This window comes from Psychrobacter sp. (genome assembly GCF_049295055.1).
Lineage (GTDB): Bacteria > Pseudomonadota > Gammaproteobacteria > Pseudomonadales > Moraxellaceae > Psychrobacter.
Genome location: NZ_JBAQQF010000067.1, coordinates 122,393 through 144,192 on the forward strand (window position 1 = coordinate 122,393; position 21,800 = coordinate 144,192).

Here is a 21,800-nt window from a genome sequence, read left to right on the forward strand (position 1 = left end):
TTTAGGTACTTCTCTTTTATTGCAAACCTATTGCCACTAGCCTCTATATATAAAGCCTTCTATCTAGCCAAACTTATTTAAGCACACTTATTTACTAAACGAAAAAGACAATCTAAGAGATCCTGCATGCCAGTCAAACCTTCTGCTCAAACCAATGACATTTTAAAATCCACTTCAAAATCTTTGCCAGCTGACTTTGACTTATTGGTCATAGGCGATGCCATTTATAATTTGGCTGATCATACGCCGATGATGGTGCAATATCTAACCATGAAAGCCAACTATCCACAAGCGCTACTGCTATACCGGATGGGTGATTTTTATGAGCTATTTTTTGATGATGCTAAGCGCGCTGCGCAACTATTGGACATCACCTTAACCCGCCGCGGTACGGATAAAGCTGGTAACACTATTGCGATGGCAGGCGTCCCTTTTCACGCTGCCGATAGCTATATGGCACGCTTGATTGCCGCTGGGCAAACGGTGGTTGTCTGTGAGCAAATTGACGAAACCTTTAATGGTAATAGCACTGGCAATGCAGGTAATAAGTCCAATGCGCCTACAATGGGCGATAAGCAAAAGAAAGATAAAAGCAAATCTGCCGCTGGCACTATTATGCGCCGTGAAGTGGTAAAAACGCTGACCGCAGGGACGATTACAGACGACGCCTTAATTGCACCCAATCATACGCCTACTGTTGTCGCTATTGATATCTTAATACCTAAAGCGAACAGTAAGCAATCCTTGCAAGCAGCCATCAGTCAGATGGATTTAGCCGCTGGAACTTTGACGACGCAAACGCTCAGCGCCAGCTATAATAACAGCCACAATGATATTGAAGCTTTACAAGCTCAGATGCTGACAGTATTAGCGCGCTTCGCCCCCAGTGAATGTATCGTTAGCGAAGCACTTAGTGAAAGTCTTCACGACGATTGGATGCTGTGGTTACGGCAAAATCTTGATTGCCCTATTATAGAAGTCGCTGCCAATGACTTTCATCGTGAACATGCCAGCGCGACACTTTGCCAGCAGTTTGCTGTTCAACGCCTTGATGGCTTAGGTGTTAGCGATGCCCCATTAAGTCAATCTAGCTGTGCCGCGCTGATACATTATGCGCGGCAAACTCAGCAACGTCATGTGCCACAAGTTAACCAGCTGATCGTAGAGTGCAGCGACGATTACTTGATTATCGATGCCAATAGTCAGCAAAACCTTGAGCTATTTTCCCCTGTTAGTAGCAATGGCACATCATTGATGTCTGTGCTGAATCATTGTCAAACGCCAATGGGAAGGCGTTTACTAGTACAGCAAATGAAGCGTCCACTGCGTCAGCATGCACGTATCAATTTGCGCTTAGATGCTGTAAACAGTCTTTTGCAGACAGATAATAAATTTGGCGAAAATCAAAACATTAATCAAAATCTAGAAAATAGCTCATTAGTCACCAGCTTACGTGAGACACTCAATGCCATCGGTGATATTGAGCGCATCAGTAGCCGTATCGGGCTGATGAGCGCAAAGCCACGCGATTTGCGTAAACTTGCTGATGGTATTGCCAGTAGTAATCAATTAACCTCTTTACTGACCAATGCTGGTATTAAGCACGAGCAAGCAGGTTTGTTGCCAATGCTGATGCAGCAATTGCCAGCTCAGCTACCTGCGGTACAATCCGTCGCCGAGCTGATTGAGCGCGCCATTGTCGCAGAGCCACCTGCACATATCCGTGACGGTGGCATGTTAGCAGCTGGCTATGATGAAGAGTTTGATCGACTCACTCATCTACATGACAATATCCAAGTGACATTAGATGAGATGGTAGAGCGTGCCCGTCAAGAGAGCCAATTACCCAGCTTAAAAGTTGGCTTTAATAGAGTGAGTGGCTTCTATTTTGAATTGCCAAAAATGCAGGCGAAAAATGCACCAGCGCATTTTATTAGGCGTCAGACGCTCAAAAGCAGCGAGCGCTTTATCACTGATGAGTTAAAAACAGTCGAAACTGAATACCTAAGTGCGCAGAGCTTAGCATTAACTCGTGAAAAGCAATTGTACCAAGAGCTGCTAACTACACTCAGTAGCCATTTAGCAGAACTGCAACAACTTAGTGCTGCTATCGCCCAAATAGATGTGCTCAGTAATTGGGCACAGCTTGCTACGACTTATCACTGGCAGCGACCAGTCATGACTAATAATTCAGATAATAAAGATAGCTCGAATACTGGCAATCAAACCAGCATTGATATCAGCCAAGGTCGTCATGTGGTCGTCGAAGCTGCACTAAATCCTGTGCATACCCATAGCAATACGACTACCAAGCATAGCAACTATTTTGTCGCCAATGATTGCGCGCTCGGTAGCGATACAAGTCCTGAACGTTTATTAATGATTACTGGTCCTAATATGGGCGGCAAATCAACCTATATGCGCCAAACTGCTCTGATTGTCCTACTCGCCCATTGCGGTAGCTTTGTCCCAGCAGATCAGGCGCACATCGGTGATATCGATCGCATTTTTACTCGTATTGGCTCGGCTGATGATTTGGCTGGCGGTAAATCAACCTTTATGGTTGAGATGATTGAAACCGCCAATATTCTCAACCAAGCAACGAGTAAGTCGCTGGTGCTCATGGATGAAGTCGGACGCGGCACCGCTACTACGGATGGGCTAGCAATCGCCCATGCGTGTGTCAATCGACTGGTAGAGATTGGCTGCCTGACCTTATTTGCCACCCATTATTTTGAGCTGACACAATTGGCGCAAAATAATGAAGGTAACGACAAACTTATTCGCAATGTTCATGTAGCCGCTAGCGAAGTCGACGGTCAGTTGTTACTACTGCATCAAATCAAAGATGGCGCAGCAAGCTCTAGCTTTGGGCTACATGTCGCTAAGATGGCTGGCATTCCTACTCAGGTATTGAATGATGCCAAGCGTTATTTAGTAGACAACTTAAAAATAGACGACCTAAAAGCGGAAAACGAAAAAGTTGTTATCGATAAAATTGATGACAAAAATGAATTAGTTAAGTCAGTAAAGGACAAACGCCAGCAGGCTTATAATGATGAGACAGAAAAAGTGAACGGCAGCAACCATAGCCAAACTAAAAATAATAACGATAATCCACAGCAAAATCAGCTATTTAGCTTGCAAGATGAGCTTAACGCTATCGATCCTGATAGCCTGACGCCGAAGCAAGCACATGACCTGCTGTATCATCTTAAGAAAATCATTAGTCATTAAAGGGAATTGTCAAATAGTGGTAAAAGCGCTAAAATATCTCTTATTTCCAACTATTCTATTTTGCCCCAACCCAATAACAGGTAGACATCACTATGACCTTTGTCGTTACAGATAACTGCATTCTTTGCAAATACACCGACTGTGTGGAAGTCTGTCCTGTGGACTGCTTTTATGAAGGCCCAAACTTCCTCGTCATCGATCCTGATGAGTGCATCGACTGCGCGCTATGCGAGCCTGAATGTCCCGCCAATGCGATCTTCTCAGAAGATGAAGTACCCAAAGGGCAAGAGATGTTCACTGAGCTAAACGCTGAGCTGGCACAAAAGTGGCCAAACATTACTGAGATGACGCCAGGACTGCCAGAAGCCGAGAAGTGGGATGGTGTGGAAGGAAAGATTCAGTATTTAGAGAAGTAATCAGCATAGACTAACGATAATAAATTCCAGAATTAAAAAAGCGATAATAAAATCTTTTTATTATCGCTTTTTTAATGCTCCATAAACATAACTTGAAAAAAACCATAGGCTTGTCATCGGACTAAAATCTAATTCTTTTCTATATATATACCATTGCCAACTGGCTGCTCGAAACTTATTAGAAGATAAAGACTTATTTGATACGCGGTAATAAGCAAGTGGCTCTTGAACGCAATATCCGATGCCAGCTAGTTTGACTATCTCTAACCACATCAGATAATCTTCGTGACCTACTTCCTTTTGATAAATTTTACCTATCCGATCACAGCGGTATATACCTGTTAAATTACCTATATGATTGGACTTTAGCATATCGAAAAAGTTAAATTCTTTTTTATGCGTAACTTCTACAGGTGCACTATTTTCCTTTATCCTAAGATAGTTTGAGCACACCAAATTATAGCCCTCTTCAATCTTAGCCATTTGTCGTTTAAGCTTATCACTATGCCAATAATCATCCGAATCTAAAAATGCAATAACATGCCCTTTTGATTGAGCTATACCTGTATTTCTAGAGAGGACGACTCCTTGATTAGTCACGTTATCAATTCGTATCATTTGAGAGTTACTGGTAAGCTGATTTTCTATCAATATACAGCTATCATCAGGACAGCAGTCGTTAATTATGATCAACTCCCAGTTTTTATAAGACTGAGCAACGACGCTTGCGACCGCTTGTTCTATAGTCCTACTGGCTCTATACACTGGCATGATTATTGAAACTTTTAAATCGGTATTATTCATTTCTTTTACATTCATCGTCAATTAAGGTTATCCATTGATTAATAATCTGCTCAGGCTCAAAGCGTTTAGCAGATATCAGTGCATTAGCTGAAAACACTTGTCTAATAGACTCATTATCTATCAAATAGCCTATTCTTTCAGCAAGCATTTCAACATTTCCATTTTCTACTAAGTAGCCGTCAATACCCTCACTGATAATCTCAGCTGGTCCTGATGGACAGTCAAAGCTTACTATTGGTAAGCCTCTACTCTGAGCTTCTATCAACACCATACCAAAACCTTCAAACCTTGAACTCATGACGTATATTGAAGCACCATCATAGACGCTTCGCACGTCATTCGTAATCCCTTGTAAAGTAATACTTTGCATATTAAAACGAGTTATTAATCGTTCTAACTTTTCTTTATCTTCGCCTTCACCGTAGATATGTAGTGACCAGTCGGGATGTTTCTTTTCGACTAAAGTCCATGCTTTAATAAGTAGATCATAGCCTTTTTGAGAAGTGAGTCTACCAATACTAACGATAATTTTTGAATCTAAACTATCGACCGACTGTCGAATTGGCAAAGGATTACTATTGGCAATCACCGATACCTTATCAGCGATGAAAGTATAATTTTTAGCGTCTTCATGAGTTAAAGTGATGACTTTGTCTAGCTTTTTATAAAAATTATGCTTTAAATATTTAAAGAGGTCATTATGGAAAGCAAAGGAGATGTGTTCTAGGCTCCAAATGTTGTCAGCTTTAATACTTCCTAATAGCAGGACTGGCGTCAGCTTACTCATGGTATGGATAATAACAATATCTGGTTTGCTCTGAGCAACATAGCTTTTACATTGTTTGATGAAACTAAAATTATTGCCAGTAAATTTAATATCATTTACAGCATCGTTTAATTTAAATGCATTGGGAATATTGTCCTTCGATTTACGCGATACTATAGAGACGTCATATTTATCGCTAAGAGCATTAGCTAGTATAGTAGCTACTCTTTCTGTTCCGCCTCTATCCTCCAAACTATTTATAATAAATACAATATTCATTAAGTACCCACTCACTAAAGTGAGAATATTTTCTTTAGCTTTCTCGGTATGCTAAGTACTGCCTGCCCAACCTTATAATCTACTTGTTTGTTACCCGAAATAAAATCAATAAAAGATTGCTCATTTTCTGATAGTTTATCGAACACCTTCCCATTTTCTACTATCATTTCATCAATGAACTCCATCATCACTCGTTGATTGATTTCGCTAATAGGTAGAAAGTTCAGTCCATAATCAAACTCATGTAGCATGCCTTTGTTATTCTGTCCTTGGATACCTATATGCTGAATATAACTCTGCTCTAAACATGCTAATTTTATTCCTTTATTTTGAAGAATAGCAGACCATTGCCAATCAAAACCTTTAACTTTTTCTTTTGGGATACTATCAATTATCATAGAAACAACTTCTCTATTCATTACGACACCTGCAGCCCCTAAACTACTCTTGAACCCTAATCCATCGACTGGGGATTGAATGAATTCATGTTTATTAGAATTATAAATAGATAACACGCCATCTGTCTGCGGCAAGTATTTTTCAACCATCGCCAACCAGTCAGGACGAAAGATTAAATCTGAATCAGCATTTATAAAGATCTCATCGTCTGTTTCCAGAAAATCTTTATACATCTTATACATATTCATGTCTGCTTTAAGATTGCTTCCTCTAACAACAATCTCAGTAGCAAAGGGCAGTATTTTCCATAGGTCATGTTGGTTAATTTCGTTACTGTTATCGTCATATATTCTTATATGTAGTTTTTTACAATCTACAGAGGCATATAGAGATTTTGACATTTTCCGTAGGTAATGAAGTCTATTGAAAGTGGTCACGCCAACCGTTATATTTGTGGTGAATGGCATAGATTATCCTTAATGTTCTATGAGCTTTTCGTGGATAATCTCATCTATACTTTTGTAGATGGGTTTTCTAAAAATACGTCTTAATAATTTATTATTTCCTACCTTTTTTATGACTTTTTGGCTCAATGAGTTGGCACGCCATTCTCCAAAAAAGCAATGTATGGCATAAGTTTTGGGATGTAGATGTTCATTGACTAAGCTACCATTAGGAAAAGTGTAGCTAGGATATATAACAGTGTCATGAGGCAAATTTTGTTTGCTATCCTCATATTCAAAGCCAAACTGCTTTAAAACATAAGCATATATATCTGGAGCTACAATCTTATCGAAATGACTACCATCCTGATTAATAAAATGTTTGTCTTCATACCATTCCATACAGGTCTTTATGCAAGGATGCCCAGCGATTGCACCTAATACTGCAGCTTGAATAGTGATACCTCTATTATGTGATAGATCTAAACCAGCTACTTTTGCTATTGCTAAAGTTTCTTCGTCAAAACGACTGTTGCTATTCTGCTCTATAGAGGTAAAAAAACCACAATCTAGCAATTCATCGAATTTCTGTTTAACAATGACATCAGTATCTAAATAAATACCACCTTCTGTATATAAGGCATACAATCTTATATAATCCGCTGCAAATGCCCATTTTCTTTGCTGATAGGCTTCATGTACAAAAGGTATGGAAGTAATGTCAAATTTATTAGTATCCCACAGTACTAGCTCATATTCAGGCATAATACTTTGCCAAGTTTGCATACATTGTTGAATTTTCTCTGGCAGTGGATCGCCACTTAACCAGCAATAATGGATCTTTTTAGGTATCATCAGTTTAACCCTTAATTTTCTGTAAAGGCTTTAGGCTTGCCTCTTAAGCCTTTTACAAAGTCTAGCAACCTAACATATCTTTCTTCTGATAAGAGTTTTACGCCTTGTTTAGATACTTGATAGCGCATATAACCTTTTACTTTTATGGATAAAGGTATCTTGATACTAAGTTTTTTAACAGCATCGTTCAACTCTTCATAACTTGCGATTATTCCACTGATCGTTGCCGATATACCTCCTAACGGCATTAAATTAATGATAAAAGGTACATAGAGAAAACTCTTATCTAAATTCTGTAATAGAAAATGACTATCTGATACAATTTTGAACCCTGTATCAAATTGCTGTTTAATGAACATATTCTTATTGTGAAAGATAGCGGGATGTGGTGGTAGTCTAGGTCGATTACCTTCCCACTTCCCTTGATAACGCTCCCAAGACTCACCCGAAACATATAGTTCCTTTCTACCCTTTTCACTAATATGCATCACTTGCCCATAGACTAGCTCATATTTTGGATAAGCATCTTTCAAATAAGAAGCGACTTTTTCCAAGGTATTAGTCTCATATAGCTCGTCACCAGCACCGATGAACTGCACCCAATCGCCTTTGACATGCTGAAGCGCCTTATTCCATGCATCGTAGATACCCGTATCAGGCTCACTAAACCAATAATCAATAACGTCGCTATGCTGTTTAAGTAATTCAACCGTTCCATCATCAGACGCACCATCAGCAACGATCCATTGCACATTTGGATAAGTTTGATTATTGATAGAATTTATTGTCCAGTGTAGATCTCGTGCTACATTATAAGTAGACGTGATAATGGTAATAATGGGCATATCCGTTTGGGTACGTACTTTATCCCAATCTCGCTGTTGGCCACCTTGCTGTCTTTGCTCATTTATACTTTGCATATAGATATCACTCTCTTAGCTCATCAGATTGACAAAACCATTCATAAGTACGCTCAATACCTGTCTGCAATGCTATACGCGGCGTCCAACCAAGATTAGCTAATATGCTGCTGTTTATCCATTTGCGTGCTGTACCGTCAGGCTTGGAGCTATCGAATGTTATTTCCCCTGCATAGTCCACTACTTTTGCAATAAGTAAGGCAAGCTCCTTGATACTGAGATCTGAACCATAACCGACATTTATATGTGAACACATAGGACTTATAGCTTGATCTAATATTTTCTTCTCTAAATTCATAACGTGAAGACAAGCAGAGGCCATATCGTCAACATGTAAAAACTCACGCTTTGGTGTTCCACTACCCCACACGATAACTTCTGGATTGTCATTTACCTTGGCTTCATGAAACCGTCGCAATAACGCAGGCAATACATGGCTATTACTTAGATGGAAACTATCACCTTGCCCATATAAATTAGTCGGCATCACGCTTCTAAAATCAGTGTCGTATTGCCTATTATAGCTTTCACACATTTTGATACCGGCTATCTTTGCGATAGCATAAGGCTCATTGGTAGGCTCTAACTGCCCTGATAACAATGCTGCTTCGGCCATCGGTTGCGATACGTTTTTTGGATAGATACAACTCGACCCTAAGAATAACAACCGATTAACTTTATTTAGATAGGCCTCATGAATCACGTTATTCTGAATCATTAAGTTTTGGTAAATGAAATTGGCTGGATAGTCATTATTAGCTTGAATACCCCCTACTTTAGCAGCCGCTAAAAATACATAATCAGGTTGCACGCTCTCAAAGAATTGCTGTACTTGCGATTGACAGGTTAAATCTAACTCATCGCGCGTGCGTAAGATTAGATTATTATAGCCTTGAGTCTTTAACAAACGCACAATCGCGCTGCCCACCATACCTTGGTGTCCGGCAATATAAATTTTGTCACTAAGCAGCATAGCCATTTATTATATTATCCAAATCTATTCTTCAAAAGAAAGTGGTAGCTCATAGCCATGAATTTTCAATAGTGCATGGCGCTTAGCAATACTTAAATCGTGCGCTATCATTTCGTGACACATCTCTTGCGCAGTAATCTCCGGCTCCCAACCCAGCTGATTCTTGGCTTTACTCGCATCTCCCAGTAAGGTCTCAACTTCGGTAGGCCTGAAATAACGCGGGTCAACTTGTACGATGACATCGCCCTTTTTGATAGCAGGGGCTAAATCACCTGAGACACTATCGACGATACCTTTTTCCTCTACGCCATCTCCCTCAAAACTTAACGAGATACCGAGAGCTTGCGCTGACCATATAACAAACTCGCGAACGCTATATTGCTTGCCTGTTGCAATCACATAATCTTCTGGCTGATCTTGTTGTAGCATTAGCCATTGCATCTTCACGTAATCTTTTGCATGACCCCAATCACGCAGCGCATCCATATTACCTAGGTAAAGACAGCTCTCTAAACCTTGAGATATGTTAGCAAGGCCTCTAGTAATCTTACGCGTTACGAAGGTCTCACCCCGTCGCGGTGACTCATGATTGAATAATATACCATTACAGGCATACATGCCGTAGGCCTCGCGATAATTAACCGTCATCCAATAAGCATACAGCTTGGCTACTGCATAAGGTGAACGAGGATAAAATGGTGTGGTTTCAGATTGAGGTGATTCTTGCACCAAACCATACAGCTCGGAAGTAGAGGCTTGATAAAATCGGGTCTTCTTCTCAAGACCTAACAGTCTTATAGCTTCTAACAGTCTAAGCGTACCCATAGCATCAACATCAGCGGTATACTCTGGTGACTCAAAGCTAACGGCAACATGCGACTGAGCGCCTAAGTTGTATACTTCGTCGGGTTGGACTTCTTGAATAATACGGGTCAAGTTAGACGAGTCGGTTAGATCGCCATAATGGAGAATAAAGTTTTGATGTACGACATGCGGATCTTGATAGATATGATCAATACGTTGGGTATTGAACGATGACGCACGGCGCTTAATGCCGTGGACTTGGTAGCCTTTTTCTAATAAAAATTCAGCCAGATAAGAGCCGTCTTGACCAGTCACCCCAGTGATAAGTGCTTTTTTCATAATATTTAATACTTATTTTTATAATATTTCAAATACCAGTCAACTGTTTCTCTGATACCTATTTCGAACTCCTTATTGGGAGACCAGCCTAACTCATTATCAATTTTTGAAGCATCTACCGCGTAACGCTTATCATGACCCGCTCTATCTTCTACATACTCTATTAACTTAGAATATGAAATATTTTTAGGGCTCATCTCATCCAAAATAGCGCATATTACTTGGGCAATTTCTAGATTAGTCTGCTCATTATCTGAACCAACATTGTAAGTACTGCCTTTTTTCCCACAATGAAATACTAAATCAATAGCCTCACAATGATCATTTACATGCAGCCAATCCCTTATGTTGCTACCATCACCATAAATAGGAATAGTACTACCCAACAAAGCGTTTCTAATAATAGTAGGAATTAGCTTTTCATCATGTTGTTTAGGACCATAATTATTTGAACAGTTTGTAATAACTGTATTCATTGCATAAGTATGATAATAGCTCCTCACTACCATATCACTACTTGCCTTACTCGCACTGTAAGGTGAATTAGGCGCATACGGTGTTGTTTCACTAAAGGCGCCGGTTTCGCCTAGACTGCCGTATACCTCATCAGTAGAGATATGATGAAACATACAATTCTCGTAACTACTTTTGTAGTTAGATGGAGAAACCATCCAATATTTATATGCAGTATCTAATAACGTAAATGTACCTAAAACATTAGTCTGAAGAAAAACGTCGGGCTGCTTTATACTATTGTCCACATGTGTTTCAGCCGCTAAGTTAATGACACCTCTGATATCATATTCAACGAAAATATACTGTACCAACTCTCTGTTGCAAATATCACCTTGAATAAATTTATACCGAGGATGCTGCACTATGTCTTTAACATTATTTAAACTTCCTGCATAAGTCAGCTTATCTAAATTTATTAGTACATAATTGGGATACTTGGTTAGCAAATATATTAAAAGGTTTGAACCAATAAACCCTAGTCCACCAGTGATTAATAATGCTTTCACAAGCTGGCTACCTTTAATAGATACTGACCATAGCTATTTTTAGCCAAGCTATTGCCTATTTCAATAAGCTGCTCTTTTGATATATAGCCTTTTTTATATGATATTTCTTCTAAGCAGGCAATTTTTAAGCCTTGTCTTTTTTCAATAACATTAATAAAGTTGCCGGCTTCTAGTAGGCTTTCATGAGTACCTGTATCAAGCCAAGCATAGCCTCGACCTAATAGTTCTACTTTAAGGCGATTCTGCAATAGATACTCTTGATTAATCGACGTTATTTCAACTTCTCCTCGGTGTGAGGGCTTAACACACTTTGCAATTTCAACAACACTGTTATCATAAAAATATAATCCAACTAAAGCGTGGTTGCTTTTAGGATTTTTGGGTTTTTCTTCAATACTAACCACTTGGTTATTATCATCAAACTCCACAACGCCATATGATGCAGGGTTATCAACATAATATCCAAACACCACACACTTCTTCTCGTTTTCTACTATATCAATACTTTTAGATAATAACTGGATTAGGCCTTCACCATATATAAGGTTGTCACCCAATATTAAACATACATCATCGGAACCAATAAAATCTTTACCAATAATAAAGGCTTCTGCAATCCCTTTAGGGCTTTCTTGTACCGCATAAGAAATACTAATACCTAGAGTATCACCGCTCCCAAAAATATCTTCAAATCTATCAATATCTTTAGGAGTGGAAATAATCAAAATCTCTTTAATGCCAGCAAGCATTAGTACTGAAAGAGGATAATAGATCATAGGTTTATCGTTAATAGGTAATAACTGTTTTACGATTCCTTTAGTCAATGGGTAAAGCCGTGTACCGGTTCCTCCCGCTAAAACGATTCCTTTCATATTTTTTTCCATTTATTCATAGTTTCGCAAACTTTCAAGACATCACTTTCAGTATGAAAGAATGAAATTGGTAAACTTAATGTAGTTTCATGAATCAAACTACTAATAGGATAATCTTGCCTGATAATATTTTTTACAAATTTTTGTTCGTGAGGCGGAACTGGATAGTGAATCTCGGTCTGAATATCCTGATTTAATAAATAAAGCTTTAAGCTATCACGATACTCATGTCTAATATTAAAGATATGATAAACATCAAAATTATCTTTTTCTAAAACAGGTTTAATGTATTTATCAGATAGGTTTTCAAAATAAACCTGCGCCAACGCCCTCTTATGTGCGTTAATCTCATCTAATATCTTAAGCTTTTTAGATAAGAATCCGGCCTGAATTTCGTCTAACCTAGAATTAAAGCCTAAATAATCATTATAATATTTTTCTTGTGAGCCATAATTACGTAACCATTTAATCTTGTCAGAGTATTCCTTATTATGGCTTAAAATAGCGCCTGCATCTCCTAACGCGCCCAAATTTTTGGTAGGATAAAAGCTGAAACAGCCAATACCAAAACTACCTGCCTTCTTATCTTTATGGCTGGCTCCATGCGCTTGTGCTGCATCCTCAATCACCACAAGACTATGTGCCTGAGCTAATGACATGATAGCTGTCATATCGCATATTTTTCCATAGAGATGAACAGCGATGATCGCACAGGTTTTATCGGTTATTTTTTCCGAAATCTTATCAGTATCTATATTATATGTCTGAATATCTGGTTCCACTAGTACTGGAATAAGTCCGTTATTTAAAATAGAAATAATCGTGGCTATATAAGTATTGGAAGCAACAATTACTTCACTACCTACCGGAAACTCAAAGGCATTAATTGCGATGGTTAAGGCATCTAACCCTGATGCCACACCAACGCAGTGCTTAACACCACAGTAACTTGCAAATTCTTTCTCAAAGCTATCAACTTGCTTCCCGAGGATATACCAACCACTGTCTAACAACGCCCTAAAGCTATCTTCATATTCTGTAAAAAGCTTTTGATTAACCCTCTTAAGATTTTCATACTCGATCATAAGGGTTTATCCTCTATATAATCCATGGGATTATATAGTTCAGAGGCAAATACTAAGAGGGTTGCGTGATTAGAAAATTGACGCATCAAATGCCAATCAGCTGGTTCAACAATAAGGCATTTATTAGGGTTATCTAGAACGATAGTTTTCTGCTTGATACCATCATCTAAATATATCTCACAGCTTCCACTCACACACAATAAGGCTTGAGTCGTTTTGAGATGGCGATGACCTCCCCTCTCAGATTTAACCCCATAAATACAATAAAATCTCTTGATCGTAAATGGGAGACAGTCTTCTATTACTGTCAGCTGACCTCGATCATCTTCATATGTAGGGAGCTTTAATAAGTATGACAACTATTTCTCCAATAGACTGTTAAGAGAGTAAGAAAAAAGTCGGTTTTTTATTATTTGTTTAATAAATCCTAGTATATTTTTACGATTAAAATTTAGATTTGGCCTAATTCCATGATAATCATATTTTTCACCGTCAGAATTTAATCTGGCTTGAATTTGATTGAGATGGCTTATATAGGGCTTATAAATGATGTTGATATCCTCTGTGGTTAAATCATATGAACTCAACATAACTCTATCGCCCTTAATGAACTGTAAGCCATGAAAATGATAAAAAACTAGTTCAATAGAATTAGACTTTAAATCATATTGTTGAATGTTCCAAGGCGCTACGCCTCCACCTAAATCAACTAATACATGTATACCTTCAAATCGTTCAGGCCAGTCATCTAAATACTTCTGATCACCGAATTTTCCATCTTCAAATCGATTAAAGCACCATAATAGGCATGCTTCTCGCCACCAGTTCAATACATGCATTGCCCGCTTGTCACGTTTGAAAGTCATAAACTGCACACAGTAAATGCCACTAATAGCGCTTTGATCATATTTAGGCGTATAACGGTGTTCAGTTATCAGTACAGACTTATCTTCCATCTCTTCAATTAATATCGATGGGTCTGAGTAAAAGTAAATATCAGCATCAACATACGTACAATTATCTATATCATAATTATCTAAACAATATTTGATAACCGAGGGCGTACAAGTCCAGCAATACTCACCTATTGCTCTCGTGGGTTTTACAGCTAGTAACTCTTCATCTTCAAATTCTAAAAGCCCAATAATCGTCGCATGTTCAAGTGATAGCTTTTTGAGTAAATCTAAACTTCTGTTATCGAAGGCGAAGATATATAAATGAAAATCAGTAGAATAACATTTTAATGATTCGTATAGAGCCAAGCCACGAGTTAAGTAATTACTGTCGAATAGGGTGCAATAGTTATACATTTTATATTTTTTTCGCCAGAATAATATTATCTAAATATAAATCATTATTTCTTGGAAGTAACTTAGACAGAACAAGTCCAATGATATTTATAGGCGCATGAATAATAAGCGTTATCAACAGTCTGAGATAGGGATTAGTTATATAAGTAACTTTATACAAGTAAGCATTGAGCAATTGGAATATGGCTTCAATACCATTATTAGTTTTTTTATGCTCAATTATAGTAAAACCGTTTTCTTTTAATAAATGAATTAAACCAAAAGAAGAGTAACGTGCATAATCATAAGGCTGTTCATGTTCATCCCATACAAATGGAACAGTTAATAATAATAAACCATCAGTTCTTACTACTCTGTTTAGCTCTTTAAGAAATTGAGCTGGATTAAACACATGTTCTAAAACCTGATTACATAAGATACAATCGAAATAACTCTCAGAAAATGGCATATAACTACCATCATATAAGACGTCTGCTTCTACCGATTTAATCTCGCCAACTGTTTCAATTTCAAGTCCAACATATTCATTTACATGAAATAAACTCTTGTAAGGCTTACTACCACAACCTACATCTAACAATCGGCCTGCAAGCTGATCTCCCAGTTTTGATATATTCTCGAATAGTCCTTTTCGAGCAAAATAAAAAGGATTTATAAAGATGCCGAGTAAACCAGGGTTAAACTGTTGACGTGAATAGCTATCTTTAAGTATTTTCACATATCTTCTCCCAGATTGCTCCTTTAAATACAGCATCTTTAATATAGCCCTCCTCTGAAATAAAGCTTTCTACAAGAACATAGCCATGATTCGACAATAGTTTATTCAGTTTTATCTCAGACAAAAACCAACATGGGTAGCTAGCCTTATATATGCTAGGGGGTACTACCTGTACTTTGATCTCGTCTTGTTGAGATAGACTAAATGGCGTCCTATCTATAATAATAAATCTGAAAGAATATGTGAGTAGCTTGTCTATTAAACTATAAGGCTGTTCAATGTATTGAATTACGCTAGAGAGCAGTAGCACATTATGCATGGTTTTTAGCTTACAACTTTCTATGTCTCTAAAAAATCTGAGATTATCATGTTCAAATAATTCTTTACCTATTTTGACAAAATGTTCTTGCTCAATAATATTCCATAACACTGAATCCAGCCTATCTAAGAATTTTTTATTCTGGTAATAGCTACTTCCTAAGCTCCCACCAAAATCTACAACACTTAAACTTCCTTGAAATTTAGCACTCGCATACATTAAACCAGCTAGTAAAGGCCATGAATATTCAATTTCATCGAACAGTACACTGTCTCTTTCATACGCCACCTCTCCCTTCTTCACTTTAAGCAAGCTATCTTTAACCAGATTTGCAATTTTTATATCATCATACCCTGTTGAAGCGTCTTTAACTTCTTGCCAATTTTTATAGTTACCATGCCAACCATATTTTGACCGTCTCCAATAATTTACTATTTTTATAAAGATTGGTGGCACTACAAGTCTTAATATTACTTTAACATTAAACATATCGGATTCTTCAACAAAATAAAAAATTAATCTTCTAAAAAATTTAAATATTATCTTTGTTACAAAAGAAAGCTATTCTATTTTTCTCTAGTATTTTCTTCTCTATTATAGTACTTCGTTTTGAAAGATGATAAGCAAACCATTCCTCAGTATAGAAACTTGGCAATTCTTTTATACTATTCTCCGTACCATCATAGAGTCCTAATGGCATGAATTCTATGATTAGATATTTTTTGGTGAGTATAAAAATCGTATCTAAAATAAAATTAATACTAAGATTTTGTGTAAGAATTAAGTGATGCGTTAGTGCCATGCAAACAACTATGTCACTTTTGAATCTTTCTATAAAAACACCATAAAATGTACTTATGTCAGGTACAAATGGATTTGCTAATGCTATATTTAATTTACTATTATCTTTATTATTAAGATACATTTTATCTACTGCACCTTCATCATAGTCTACTGCAAGAATATTAGGTATTTCCGTTATTTCAGATATATATCTCGTAAAAGCACCCTGATTAGCTCCTAATTCAAGATAGGTATCAATGCCACTAAGTTTTTTAATAGTGTTGCCTATGTATACCATACGGGGATCCGTTTCAGAAGATATACCAGTATGATAACTTTCCCAAACTGTTGATTTACCTTCAGTTCGAGTGAATTTATTAATTCTCTTCCTATAATATTCTTTTCCACGATTATTGTTGAGAAAATCTCTAACTGACTTTAGAGCTACACTAACAATTTTTGAGCTAAACCTAGAATCAATATTTTCGTCTGACTTTTCTTTCAAAACATTCAAATTTAATATTATATTTCTAATCGCTACTGGCAACATTCTCATCATCGGATAGCATAACCTTAAATACTCGTCTTCCGACAAATGATTATATTGATACATTAGAGTACGTCCCAAATTTTCATAATTTTCTGAAAATAAATATAATGGAATATATAAACCATATAAAAAATCCTTTATACCTATCCAAGCTGTATCATTAGTTTTTTTTACAAAGCTACCAAAGTCAATATATATTGGCTTATTTTTATTGAATACAATATTGTATGCATGCGGATCTTTAAGCTGATAACCATACTTATTAGCAATATCTTCAACCTCTAAAACTACTAATGCTGCATCTACCATCATATGAAAAGACCATTCAAAGCAATAGCTAACAAAATCTATTTTTTCATGTTGAATTATAAGTTCAAATATACTGCTTGAGTAATCAGTAATACGAGTTTTAGGGAATAAATTATTTTCAACTAATTCATCAATTAAACCACTGGATAACAAATTTTTCGTCTGCTCGATAAATTCAATATTAATACCTCTAAGTAATTTCTCCTCATAAGTAAATACTGATCCTATTAAATCAACAGAATTTTTATTATTTCTTATTAACTCTTCATTTATTTTCATATAACACTCTTATATAATTTGATGGCAACCAAGATTTAATATTAAAAACATTTATAATAGCTCTTGTTTGAAATATGAAATTTTTTCTGGTGTCTTGAAAAAAAATATTTACAAGATAACTAGATATGAAATATGATATCAATGTGGCTACCGCTGCACCTTTTAATGAATATAACGGTATAAGGTAAAAATTTAATAATACATTTATTATCGCACCTACTACTAGACGATATGATGCAATTTTATGTAATTCATGGTTGATGTAAAACAACCAAGATGCATTACTCATAAATACAAAAATATTAGACCATATATAAATATCTAAAATATTTACTGCAGGTTGGTAGTCTTTTCCATATAAATAAATAATAATAAAATCTGAATTTAAATAGATAGTAATGCAAATCAAAAAAGATAGTTTCATAAGAATGTTATATATCAGCTGCAATCTACAATCAAACATTTCAATATTTTTTTGAAAAATTTTAGTAAAATATGGTGAAAATGTACTTACAATTGTAGTTGTAATAAATAACCAAAGAGTACTTAACTTTACAGCTACTGCATAATATCCTACATATCTACTATCTTTCAGTGTACCTATCATGACTTGATCAATTTGCATATATATTATTGCGGCAAAGCTGCCTATAGCTAACGGCCAAGAATCTAATAACAGTCTAATAGCAAGAGAAACATCTAAACACCAAGGACTAATTAAATGATGACTTTTTAAAGTGTAAAAGTAAATTAAACCTAGGCCTAATATTGCACTATCAAATACTCCTACTATAGCAAAAGCTGTTAACGACGCATTATTTAATATGAGCACGATTTTGATAATACTAGATAACCCTAAGGTAATAGTATTAGCAAATGCCACATATTTAGATTTCACGGTTGATTGATAATAAAAGTCAATGACATTAAAGCTCTGAAATATCGTCCCACTGGCTATGATAAATATCAGCAAATTGGTATAGCTATCATTACTGGTGAACTGTACTGCTACCCATAATAGCGGCAATATACAAATTGAACCAATTAACTTTAGAGTAAATGACGTACCCAACAGGACATCGCGCTGACTCTCATCTCGTACCAGCTCTCTGACGACAATACTGTCTAGACCCAAGGTAGCTACTGCAGTAAACAAAAACACAAAGCTCTGGGCGTAGCTTAATAGACCAAACTGCTCAGGGCCAAGATAACGGGCTACCCATATACCTACGAATAGGCCTATAAACATCCTTAGTATCTTTTCACCCATCAGCCAAGCAGTATTAGCGCCGTAGCGCCTAAAGCCTTCATGCGCCAGTAGCTGGGTTTTGATTTGGAGCAGTCGCTGCCACATTACAGCATATCATCCACGGCCATAGTCATCTTGTAACCGGACTATATCATCTTCTTCCAAATAGCTGCCTGACTGCACCTCTATAATCTCAAGAGGGATATTGCCAGGGTTGGATAGACGGTGGGTCACCCCTAAAGGGATATAAGTCGACTGATTTTCGCTTAGCAATAGGGTCTCACTACCACAAGTAACCTCGGCAGTACCTTTGACTACCACCCAATGCTCAGCACGGTGATGATGCTTTTGGAGGCTGAGACTGGCTTTTGGTTGCACGCAGATACGCTTAACCTTAAAGCGCTCGCACTCATCAATACTTTGATACCAGCCCCAAGGTCTATAGACTCTTCGATGCGTATTGGCCTCTACACGCTTGTCCTCATTCAGTTTATTGACTATCTTTTTGACATCTTGGCTATGCGACTTGTGCGCGATCAATAGCGCATCATCGGTATCGACGATGATCAAATCATCCACACCTAATAGACTAACCAAACGCTGCTCTGCGTGGACATAACAATTAGTAGTATCAATACCGATGACATCCCCTAGCCAGACATTGTCATTAGTCTCAGCTTTATCTGCCTTTTGGTAGTCACTGACCGCTTGCCACGTCCCTAGATCGCTCCATCCCGTTGATAACTCAAACATACCCAGCTGGTAGTTGCTATCTGTACTAGTACAAGGCTCTATCACCGCGTAGTCGATAGAATTACTGGGTATAGCTTTGAATAAATCAGCGTTAGGTCTGATAAAAGGCGTGTCTAATTTTTTAGTGTGCCAAGCGCTACTGACGCCGTGAAAGACAGCATTATCGAATTTCTCAATAGCTGCTAGCCAAAACTGGCTTTTGACAATGAAGACACCACTATTCCAATAGAAGTTAGATTGCTCGATATACGCTTGTGCGCGCTGAAGATTAGGCTTTTCGACGAACCTAGCGACTTTATGATAGTTAAGCTTAGTATCAACGGTTTGGCATTCTATATAGCCATAGCCTGTCTCCGCATAAGTAGGAGTCACCCCTAAAGTGGCAATCACAATATCAGCAGTAATTACCGCACTAATAGCAGCAGTCAAAGTCGTACAAAAGTCATTATCATTGCTAATAGCATGATCGGCAGGTAATGCTATCAGTACCGCATTGTCGTATAGCTCATTAGCTTGTAAAGCAGCCAATGTCAAAGAAGGCGCGGTGTTTTTGGCTACTGGTTCTAGGATAATGGTTGCAGATTGGTCAATTTGATGTAATTGATCCAACACTAAGAATCGATGCGCTTCGTTGGTCACGATAATAGGTTTTTCTACTTTTAGCTTATTCTGAGCTAAAGACGCAAGTCGTATTATGGTTTGTTGAAACAGAGAATGCTCGCCTGCTAGTTTTAAAAACTGCTTAGGATAGCTCTCGCGTGATAGCGGCCATAGGCGAGTACCAGAACCGCCGCATAGAATGACAGGTACGATAACGGTTGTGCCTTGGTTATTAATTGCCGTCATTATTTCGCCCCAAATCCCGTCATCATCGTCTGAATCGTCTTTATGACAATCAATAAATCCAGTGTTAAAGAAAAATTCTTAATATAAAAAAAATCATGCTCAAGCTTAATCTTGGTTTCATCTTCATCGCTAGCATATCCATGCATCACTTGCGCCCATCCTGAGATACCGGGTTTGACGATATGGCGATAGCAATAAAAAGGAATGGTTTCATTGAAGCGTTTCACGAAGTCGAGCTGCTCAGGACGAGGACCAATCAAACTCATCTCACCTTTTAAGACATTGATAAACTGCGGTAGCTCGTCAAGACGAGTCTGCCTAATAAAGCGACCAAATTTTGTCACCCTCATATCGCCGTTGGTCGCCATTTGAGCACCATTTTGCTCAGCACATGGCAGCATACTACGGAACTTGTACATGGTGAACAGTTTACCACCTTGTCCAATGCGCTGCTGCGTAAATAGTACAGTGCTACTGCTATGACGACCTTGCCACTTTAGAGCTATTGCAACCAATAAAGCCAAAGGTATTACTATAGGGGCAGTGATCAATATAGCTAACGTATCCAACAGACGCTTTATCAGTAGGTAGCTCTGCGAGGGTAATAGCGACCCTAGGTTGTTCTCGTATAGATGTTTAATCGGCAAACGGCCAGTCAATGACTCTCTGACTTGTAATACATTGTAGACTGGCGTGCCCTGTAGAGCCGTCTCTGCTAATAGCTGCTCCCACTCTGCTGACAAGCCTTTATCAGCTAAGTCAGCCACTACCGCATGAAAAGGTAAGCGTCGATGACTAGCAGTTTCAAAACAAGGCGTTAGCTCAACCCAGCGTACACCTTCGATATCTAACAGATTTTGGCAGCGACCTATAGGAACGTAACCGATAGTCGCTTGGGTGACGGCTCGCAGATAGATCTGCGAGATGAAGCAAAATAGTAACCCTGATGCTGCACTCAAAGATAAGTAATAGACAGAGTACGGTAAACGAAAAATAAGTAGTAATAATCCCACGGTTAATCCGCTCGCTAATAGCGTTGGTAGCACGGTTACCATGGATTTCTGTCCCGGAAACTGGGTCAGACGCTCAAGCCCTATTAAGCTCAAAATAAGCGCGATACTACTGGCAACGACACTATTGACCTGAGTAATCAGTATATTGTTAGTTAGGATATATTCCCAAAATAGTACTATCGCTGGCAATATCGAGACAACTAGCCACCCTACTATTATTCGTATACTTAAGTATTGCCAAATATGTTGCTGCATATAGCTAATATAGCCTTTTAAAAAAACGATCGCTCGTACATTTCTTTGCTTTAGTAAAGTTATGCAGGAGCAATAATATCATTGAAATAAAATAAGTATTAGCCACTCAGCATTTCTATCTACATCCATTTCCATCTATAAAGAGCAGATATTTATAATTTATTAATCAATATTTTTTAGCTCTAATCACTACAGTGAACAG

The 21,800-nt window shown here is 37.7% G+C and carries 20 protein-coding genes; 2 read left to right on the forward strand and 18 right to left on the reverse strand.

The genetic code is table 11. The features are described from left to right. Positions 1 to 126: 126 nt before the first annotated feature. On the forward strand, positions 127 to 3,237 hold the full coding sequence (gene mutS, locus WAZ74_RS10130; protein WP_422308178.1) for a DNA mismatch repair protein MutS: 3,111 nt from the start codon (positions 127 to 129) through the stop codon (positions 3,235 to 3,237). A 92-nt stretch (positions 3,238 to 3,329) separates the two neighbouring features. Continuing rightward, entirely contained in the window at positions 3,330 to 3,653 is a 324-nt protein-coding gene (gene fdxA, locus WAZ74_RS10135; protein ID WP_201621748.1) for a ferredoxin FdxA, read from the forward strand. 60 nt (positions 3,654 to 3,713) lie between these two features. Here fdxA and WAZ74_RS10140 read toward each other — a convergent pair whose 3' ends face one another. From WAZ74_RS10140 to WAZ74_RS10225, 18 genes are read right to left on the reverse strand one after another with little or no spacing between them, the layout of a single operon-like run. Continuing rightward, the gene (locus WAZ74_RS10140) at positions 3,714 to 4,457 is read right to left on the reverse strand and encodes a glycosyltransferase family 2 protein (RefSeq protein ID WP_422308179.1); all 744 of its coding nucleotides are present in this window, start codon (positions 4,455 to 4,457) and stop codon (positions 3,714 to 3,716) included. Continuing rightward, on the reverse strand, positions 4,450 to 5,502 hold the full coding sequence (locus tag WAZ74_RS10145) for a glycosyltransferase family 4 protein (RefSeq protein WP_422308180.1): 1,053 nt from the start codon (positions 5,500 to 5,502) through the stop codon (positions 4,450 to 4,452). The genes WAZ74_RS10140 and WAZ74_RS10145 overlap by 8 nt, the downstream gene beginning before the upstream one ends. A gap of 14 nt (positions 5,503 to 5,516) precedes the next feature. After that, positions 5,517 to 6,368, reverse strand: a complete 852-nt coding sequence (locus tag WAZ74_RS10150; protein WP_422308181.1) for a hypothetical protein — start codon at positions 6,366 to 6,368, stop codon at positions 5,517 to 5,519. A gap of 9 nt (positions 6,369 to 6,377) precedes the next feature. Then, positions 6,378 to 7,199: a glycosyltransferase family 32 protein gene (locus WAZ74_RS10155; RefSeq protein WP_422308182.1), complete on the reverse strand. Its 822-nt coding sequence runs from the start codon at positions 7,197 to 7,199 to the stop codon at positions 6,378 to 6,380. An 11-nt stretch (positions 7,200 to 7,210) separates the two neighbouring features. After that, positions 7,211 to 8,119 (reverse strand): glycosyltransferase family 2 protein, encoded by a 909-nt coding sequence (locus WAZ74_RS10160; RefSeq protein ID WP_422308183.1) that lies wholly within the window; start codon positions 8,117 to 8,119, stop codon positions 7,211 to 7,213. Positions 8,120 to 8,126: 7 nt separating this feature from the next. After that, on the reverse strand, positions 8,127 to 9,098 hold the full coding sequence (locus WAZ74_RS10165; RefSeq protein ID WP_422308184.1) for a GDP-L-fucose synthase family protein: 972 nt from the start codon (positions 9,096 to 9,098) through the stop codon (positions 8,127 to 8,129). A gap of 18 nt (positions 9,099 to 9,116) precedes the next feature. Then, positions 9,117 to 10,235: a GDP-mannose 4,6-dehydratase gene (gmd, locus tag WAZ74_RS10170; RefSeq protein WP_422308185.1), complete on the reverse strand. Its 1,119-nt coding sequence runs from the start codon at positions 10,233 to 10,235 to the stop codon at positions 9,117 to 9,119. A 5-nt stretch (positions 10,236 to 10,240) separates the two neighbouring features. Continuing rightward, positions 10,241 to 11,257 carry a dTDP-glucose 4,6-dehydratase gene (rfbB, locus tag WAZ74_RS10175; protein WP_422308186.1) on the reverse strand — a complete coding sequence of 339 codons (1,017 nt, stop codon included), beginning with the start codon at positions 11,255 to 11,257 and terminating at the stop codon, positions 10,241 to 10,243. Further along, positions 11,254 to 12,129: a glucose-1-phosphate thymidylyltransferase RfbA gene (gene rfbA / locus WAZ74_RS10180; protein WP_422308187.1), complete on the reverse strand. Its 876-nt coding sequence runs from the start codon at positions 12,127 to 12,129 to the stop codon at positions 11,254 to 11,256. The genes rfbB and rfbA overlap by 4 nt, the downstream gene beginning before the upstream one ends. Next, positions 12,126 to 13,214, reverse strand: coding sequence for a DegT/DnrJ/EryC1/StrS family aminotransferase (locus WAZ74_RS10185; protein WP_422308188.1), 1,089 nt, complete (start codon positions 13,212 to 13,214; stop codon positions 12,126 to 12,128). The genes rfbA and WAZ74_RS10185 overlap by 4 nt, the downstream gene beginning before the upstream one ends. Further along, on the reverse strand, positions 13,211 to 13,573 hold the full coding sequence (locus WAZ74_RS10190) for a sugar 3,4-ketoisomerase (protein ID WP_422308189.1): 363 nt from the start codon (positions 13,571 to 13,573) through the stop codon (positions 13,211 to 13,213). Before WAZ74_RS10190 ends, WAZ74_RS10185 begins: the two co-directional genes overlap by 4 nt. Continuing rightward, complete coding sequence (locus tag WAZ74_RS10195) at positions 13,574 to 14,524, reverse strand: hypothetical protein (protein WP_422308190.1); 951 nt, start codon at positions 14,522 to 14,524, stop codon at positions 13,574 to 13,576. 1 nt (position 14,525) lies between these two features. Beyond that, on the reverse strand, positions 14,526 to 15,242 hold the full coding sequence (locus WAZ74_RS10200; protein WP_422308191.1) for a class I SAM-dependent methyltransferase: 717 nt from the start codon (positions 15,240 to 15,242) through the stop codon (positions 14,526 to 14,528). Beyond that, positions 15,229 to 16,050 (reverse strand): TIGR04325 family methyltransferase, encoded by an 822-nt coding sequence (locus tag WAZ74_RS10205; RefSeq protein WP_422308192.1) that lies wholly within the window; start codon positions 16,048 to 16,050, stop codon positions 15,229 to 15,231. The genes WAZ74_RS10200 and WAZ74_RS10205 overlap by 14 nt, the downstream gene beginning before the upstream one ends. A 43-nt stretch (positions 16,051 to 16,093) precedes the next feature. Further along, on the reverse strand, positions 16,094 to 17,482 hold the full coding sequence (locus tag WAZ74_RS10210) for a class I SAM-dependent methyltransferase (protein ID WP_422308193.1): 1,389 nt from the start codon (positions 17,480 to 17,482) through the stop codon (positions 16,094 to 16,096). Then, complete coding sequence (locus tag WAZ74_RS10215; protein ID WP_422308194.1) at positions 17,469 to 18,836, reverse strand: flippase; 1,368 nt, start codon at positions 18,834 to 18,836, stop codon at positions 17,469 to 17,471. The genes WAZ74_RS10210 and WAZ74_RS10215 overlap by 14 nt, the downstream gene beginning before the upstream one ends. A 9-nt stretch (positions 18,837 to 18,845) precedes the next feature. After that, positions 18,846 to 20,330 carry a mannose-1-phosphate guanylyltransferase/mannose-6-phosphate isomerase gene (locus WAZ74_RS10220; protein WP_422308195.1) on the reverse strand — a complete coding sequence of 495 codons (1,485 nt, stop codon included), beginning with the start codon at positions 20,328 to 20,330 and terminating at the stop codon, positions 18,846 to 18,848. Beyond that, positions 20,330 to 21,598, reverse strand: coding sequence for a sugar transferase (locus tag WAZ74_RS10225; RefSeq protein WP_422308196.1), 1,269 nt, complete (start codon positions 21,596 to 21,598; stop codon positions 20,330 to 20,332). The genes WAZ74_RS10220 and WAZ74_RS10225 overlap by 1 nt, the downstream gene beginning before the upstream one ends. Between the last annotated feature and the right edge of the window lie 202 nt (positions 21,599 to 21,800).

Bases quoted from the DNA above. Each gene is read 5' to 3' on its own strand.
- mutS (WP_422308178.1), top strand. From the start codon at position 127: ATGCCAGTCAAACCTTCTGCTCAAACCAATGACATTTTAAAATCCACT.
- fdxA (WP_201621748.1), top strand. From the start codon at position 3,330: ATGACCTTTGTCGTTACAGATAACTGCATTCTTTGCAAATACACCGAC.
- WAZ74_RS10140 (WP_422308179.1), bottom strand. From the start codon at position 4,457: ATGAATAATACCGATTTAAAAGTTTCAATAATCATGCCAGTGTATAGA.
- WAZ74_RS10145 (WP_422308180.1), bottom strand. From the start codon at position 5,502: ATGAATATTGTATTTATTATAAATAGTTTGGAGGATAGAGGCGGAACA.
- WAZ74_RS10150 (WP_422308181.1), bottom strand. From the start codon at position 6,368: ATGCCATTCACCACAAATATAACGGTTGGCGTGACCACTTTCAATAGA.
- WAZ74_RS10155 (WP_422308182.1), bottom strand. From the start codon at position 7,199: ATGATACCTAAAAAGATCCATTATTGCTGGTTAAGTGGCGATCCACTG.
- WAZ74_RS10160 (WP_422308183.1), bottom strand. From the start codon at position 8,119: ATGCAAAGTATAAATGAGCAAAGACAGCAAGGTGGCCAACAGCGAGAT.
- WAZ74_RS10165 (WP_422308184.1), bottom strand. From the start codon at position 9,098: ATGGCTATGCTGCTTAGTGACAAAATTTATATTGCCGGACACCAAGGT.
- gmd (WP_422308185.1), bottom strand. From the start codon at position 10,235: ATGAAAAAAGCACTTATCACTGGGGTGACTGGTCAAGACGGCTCTTAT.
- rfbA (WP_422308187.1), bottom strand. From the start codon at position 12,129: ATGAAAGGAATCGTTTTAGCGGGAGGAACCGGTACACGGCTTTACCCA.
- WAZ74_RS10185 (WP_422308188.1), bottom strand. From the start codon at position 13,214: ATGATCGAGTATGAAAATCTTAAGAGGGTTAATCAAAAGCTTTTTACA.
- WAZ74_RS10195 (WP_422308190.1), bottom strand. From the start codon at position 14,524: ATGTATAACTATTGCACCCTATTCGACAGTAATTACTTAACTCGTGGC.
- WAZ74_RS10205 (WP_422308192.1), bottom strand. From the start codon at position 16,050: ATGTTTAATGTTAAAGTAATATTAAGACTTGTAGTGCCACCAATCTTT.
- WAZ74_RS10210 (WP_422308193.1), bottom strand. From the start codon at position 17,482: ATGAAAATAAATGAAGAGTTAATAAGAAATAATAAAAATTCTGTTGAT.
- WAZ74_RS10215 (WP_422308194.1), bottom strand. From the start codon at position 18,836: ATGTGGCAGCGACTGCTCCAAATCAAAACCCAGCTACTGGCGCATGAA.
- WAZ74_RS10220 (WP_422308195.1), bottom strand. From the start codon at position 20,330: ATGACGGCAATTAATAACCAAGGCACAACCGTTATCGTACCTGTCATT.
- WAZ74_RS10225 (WP_422308196.1), bottom strand. From the start codon at position 21,598: ATGCAGCAACATATTTGGCAATACTTAAGTATACGAATAATAGTAGGG.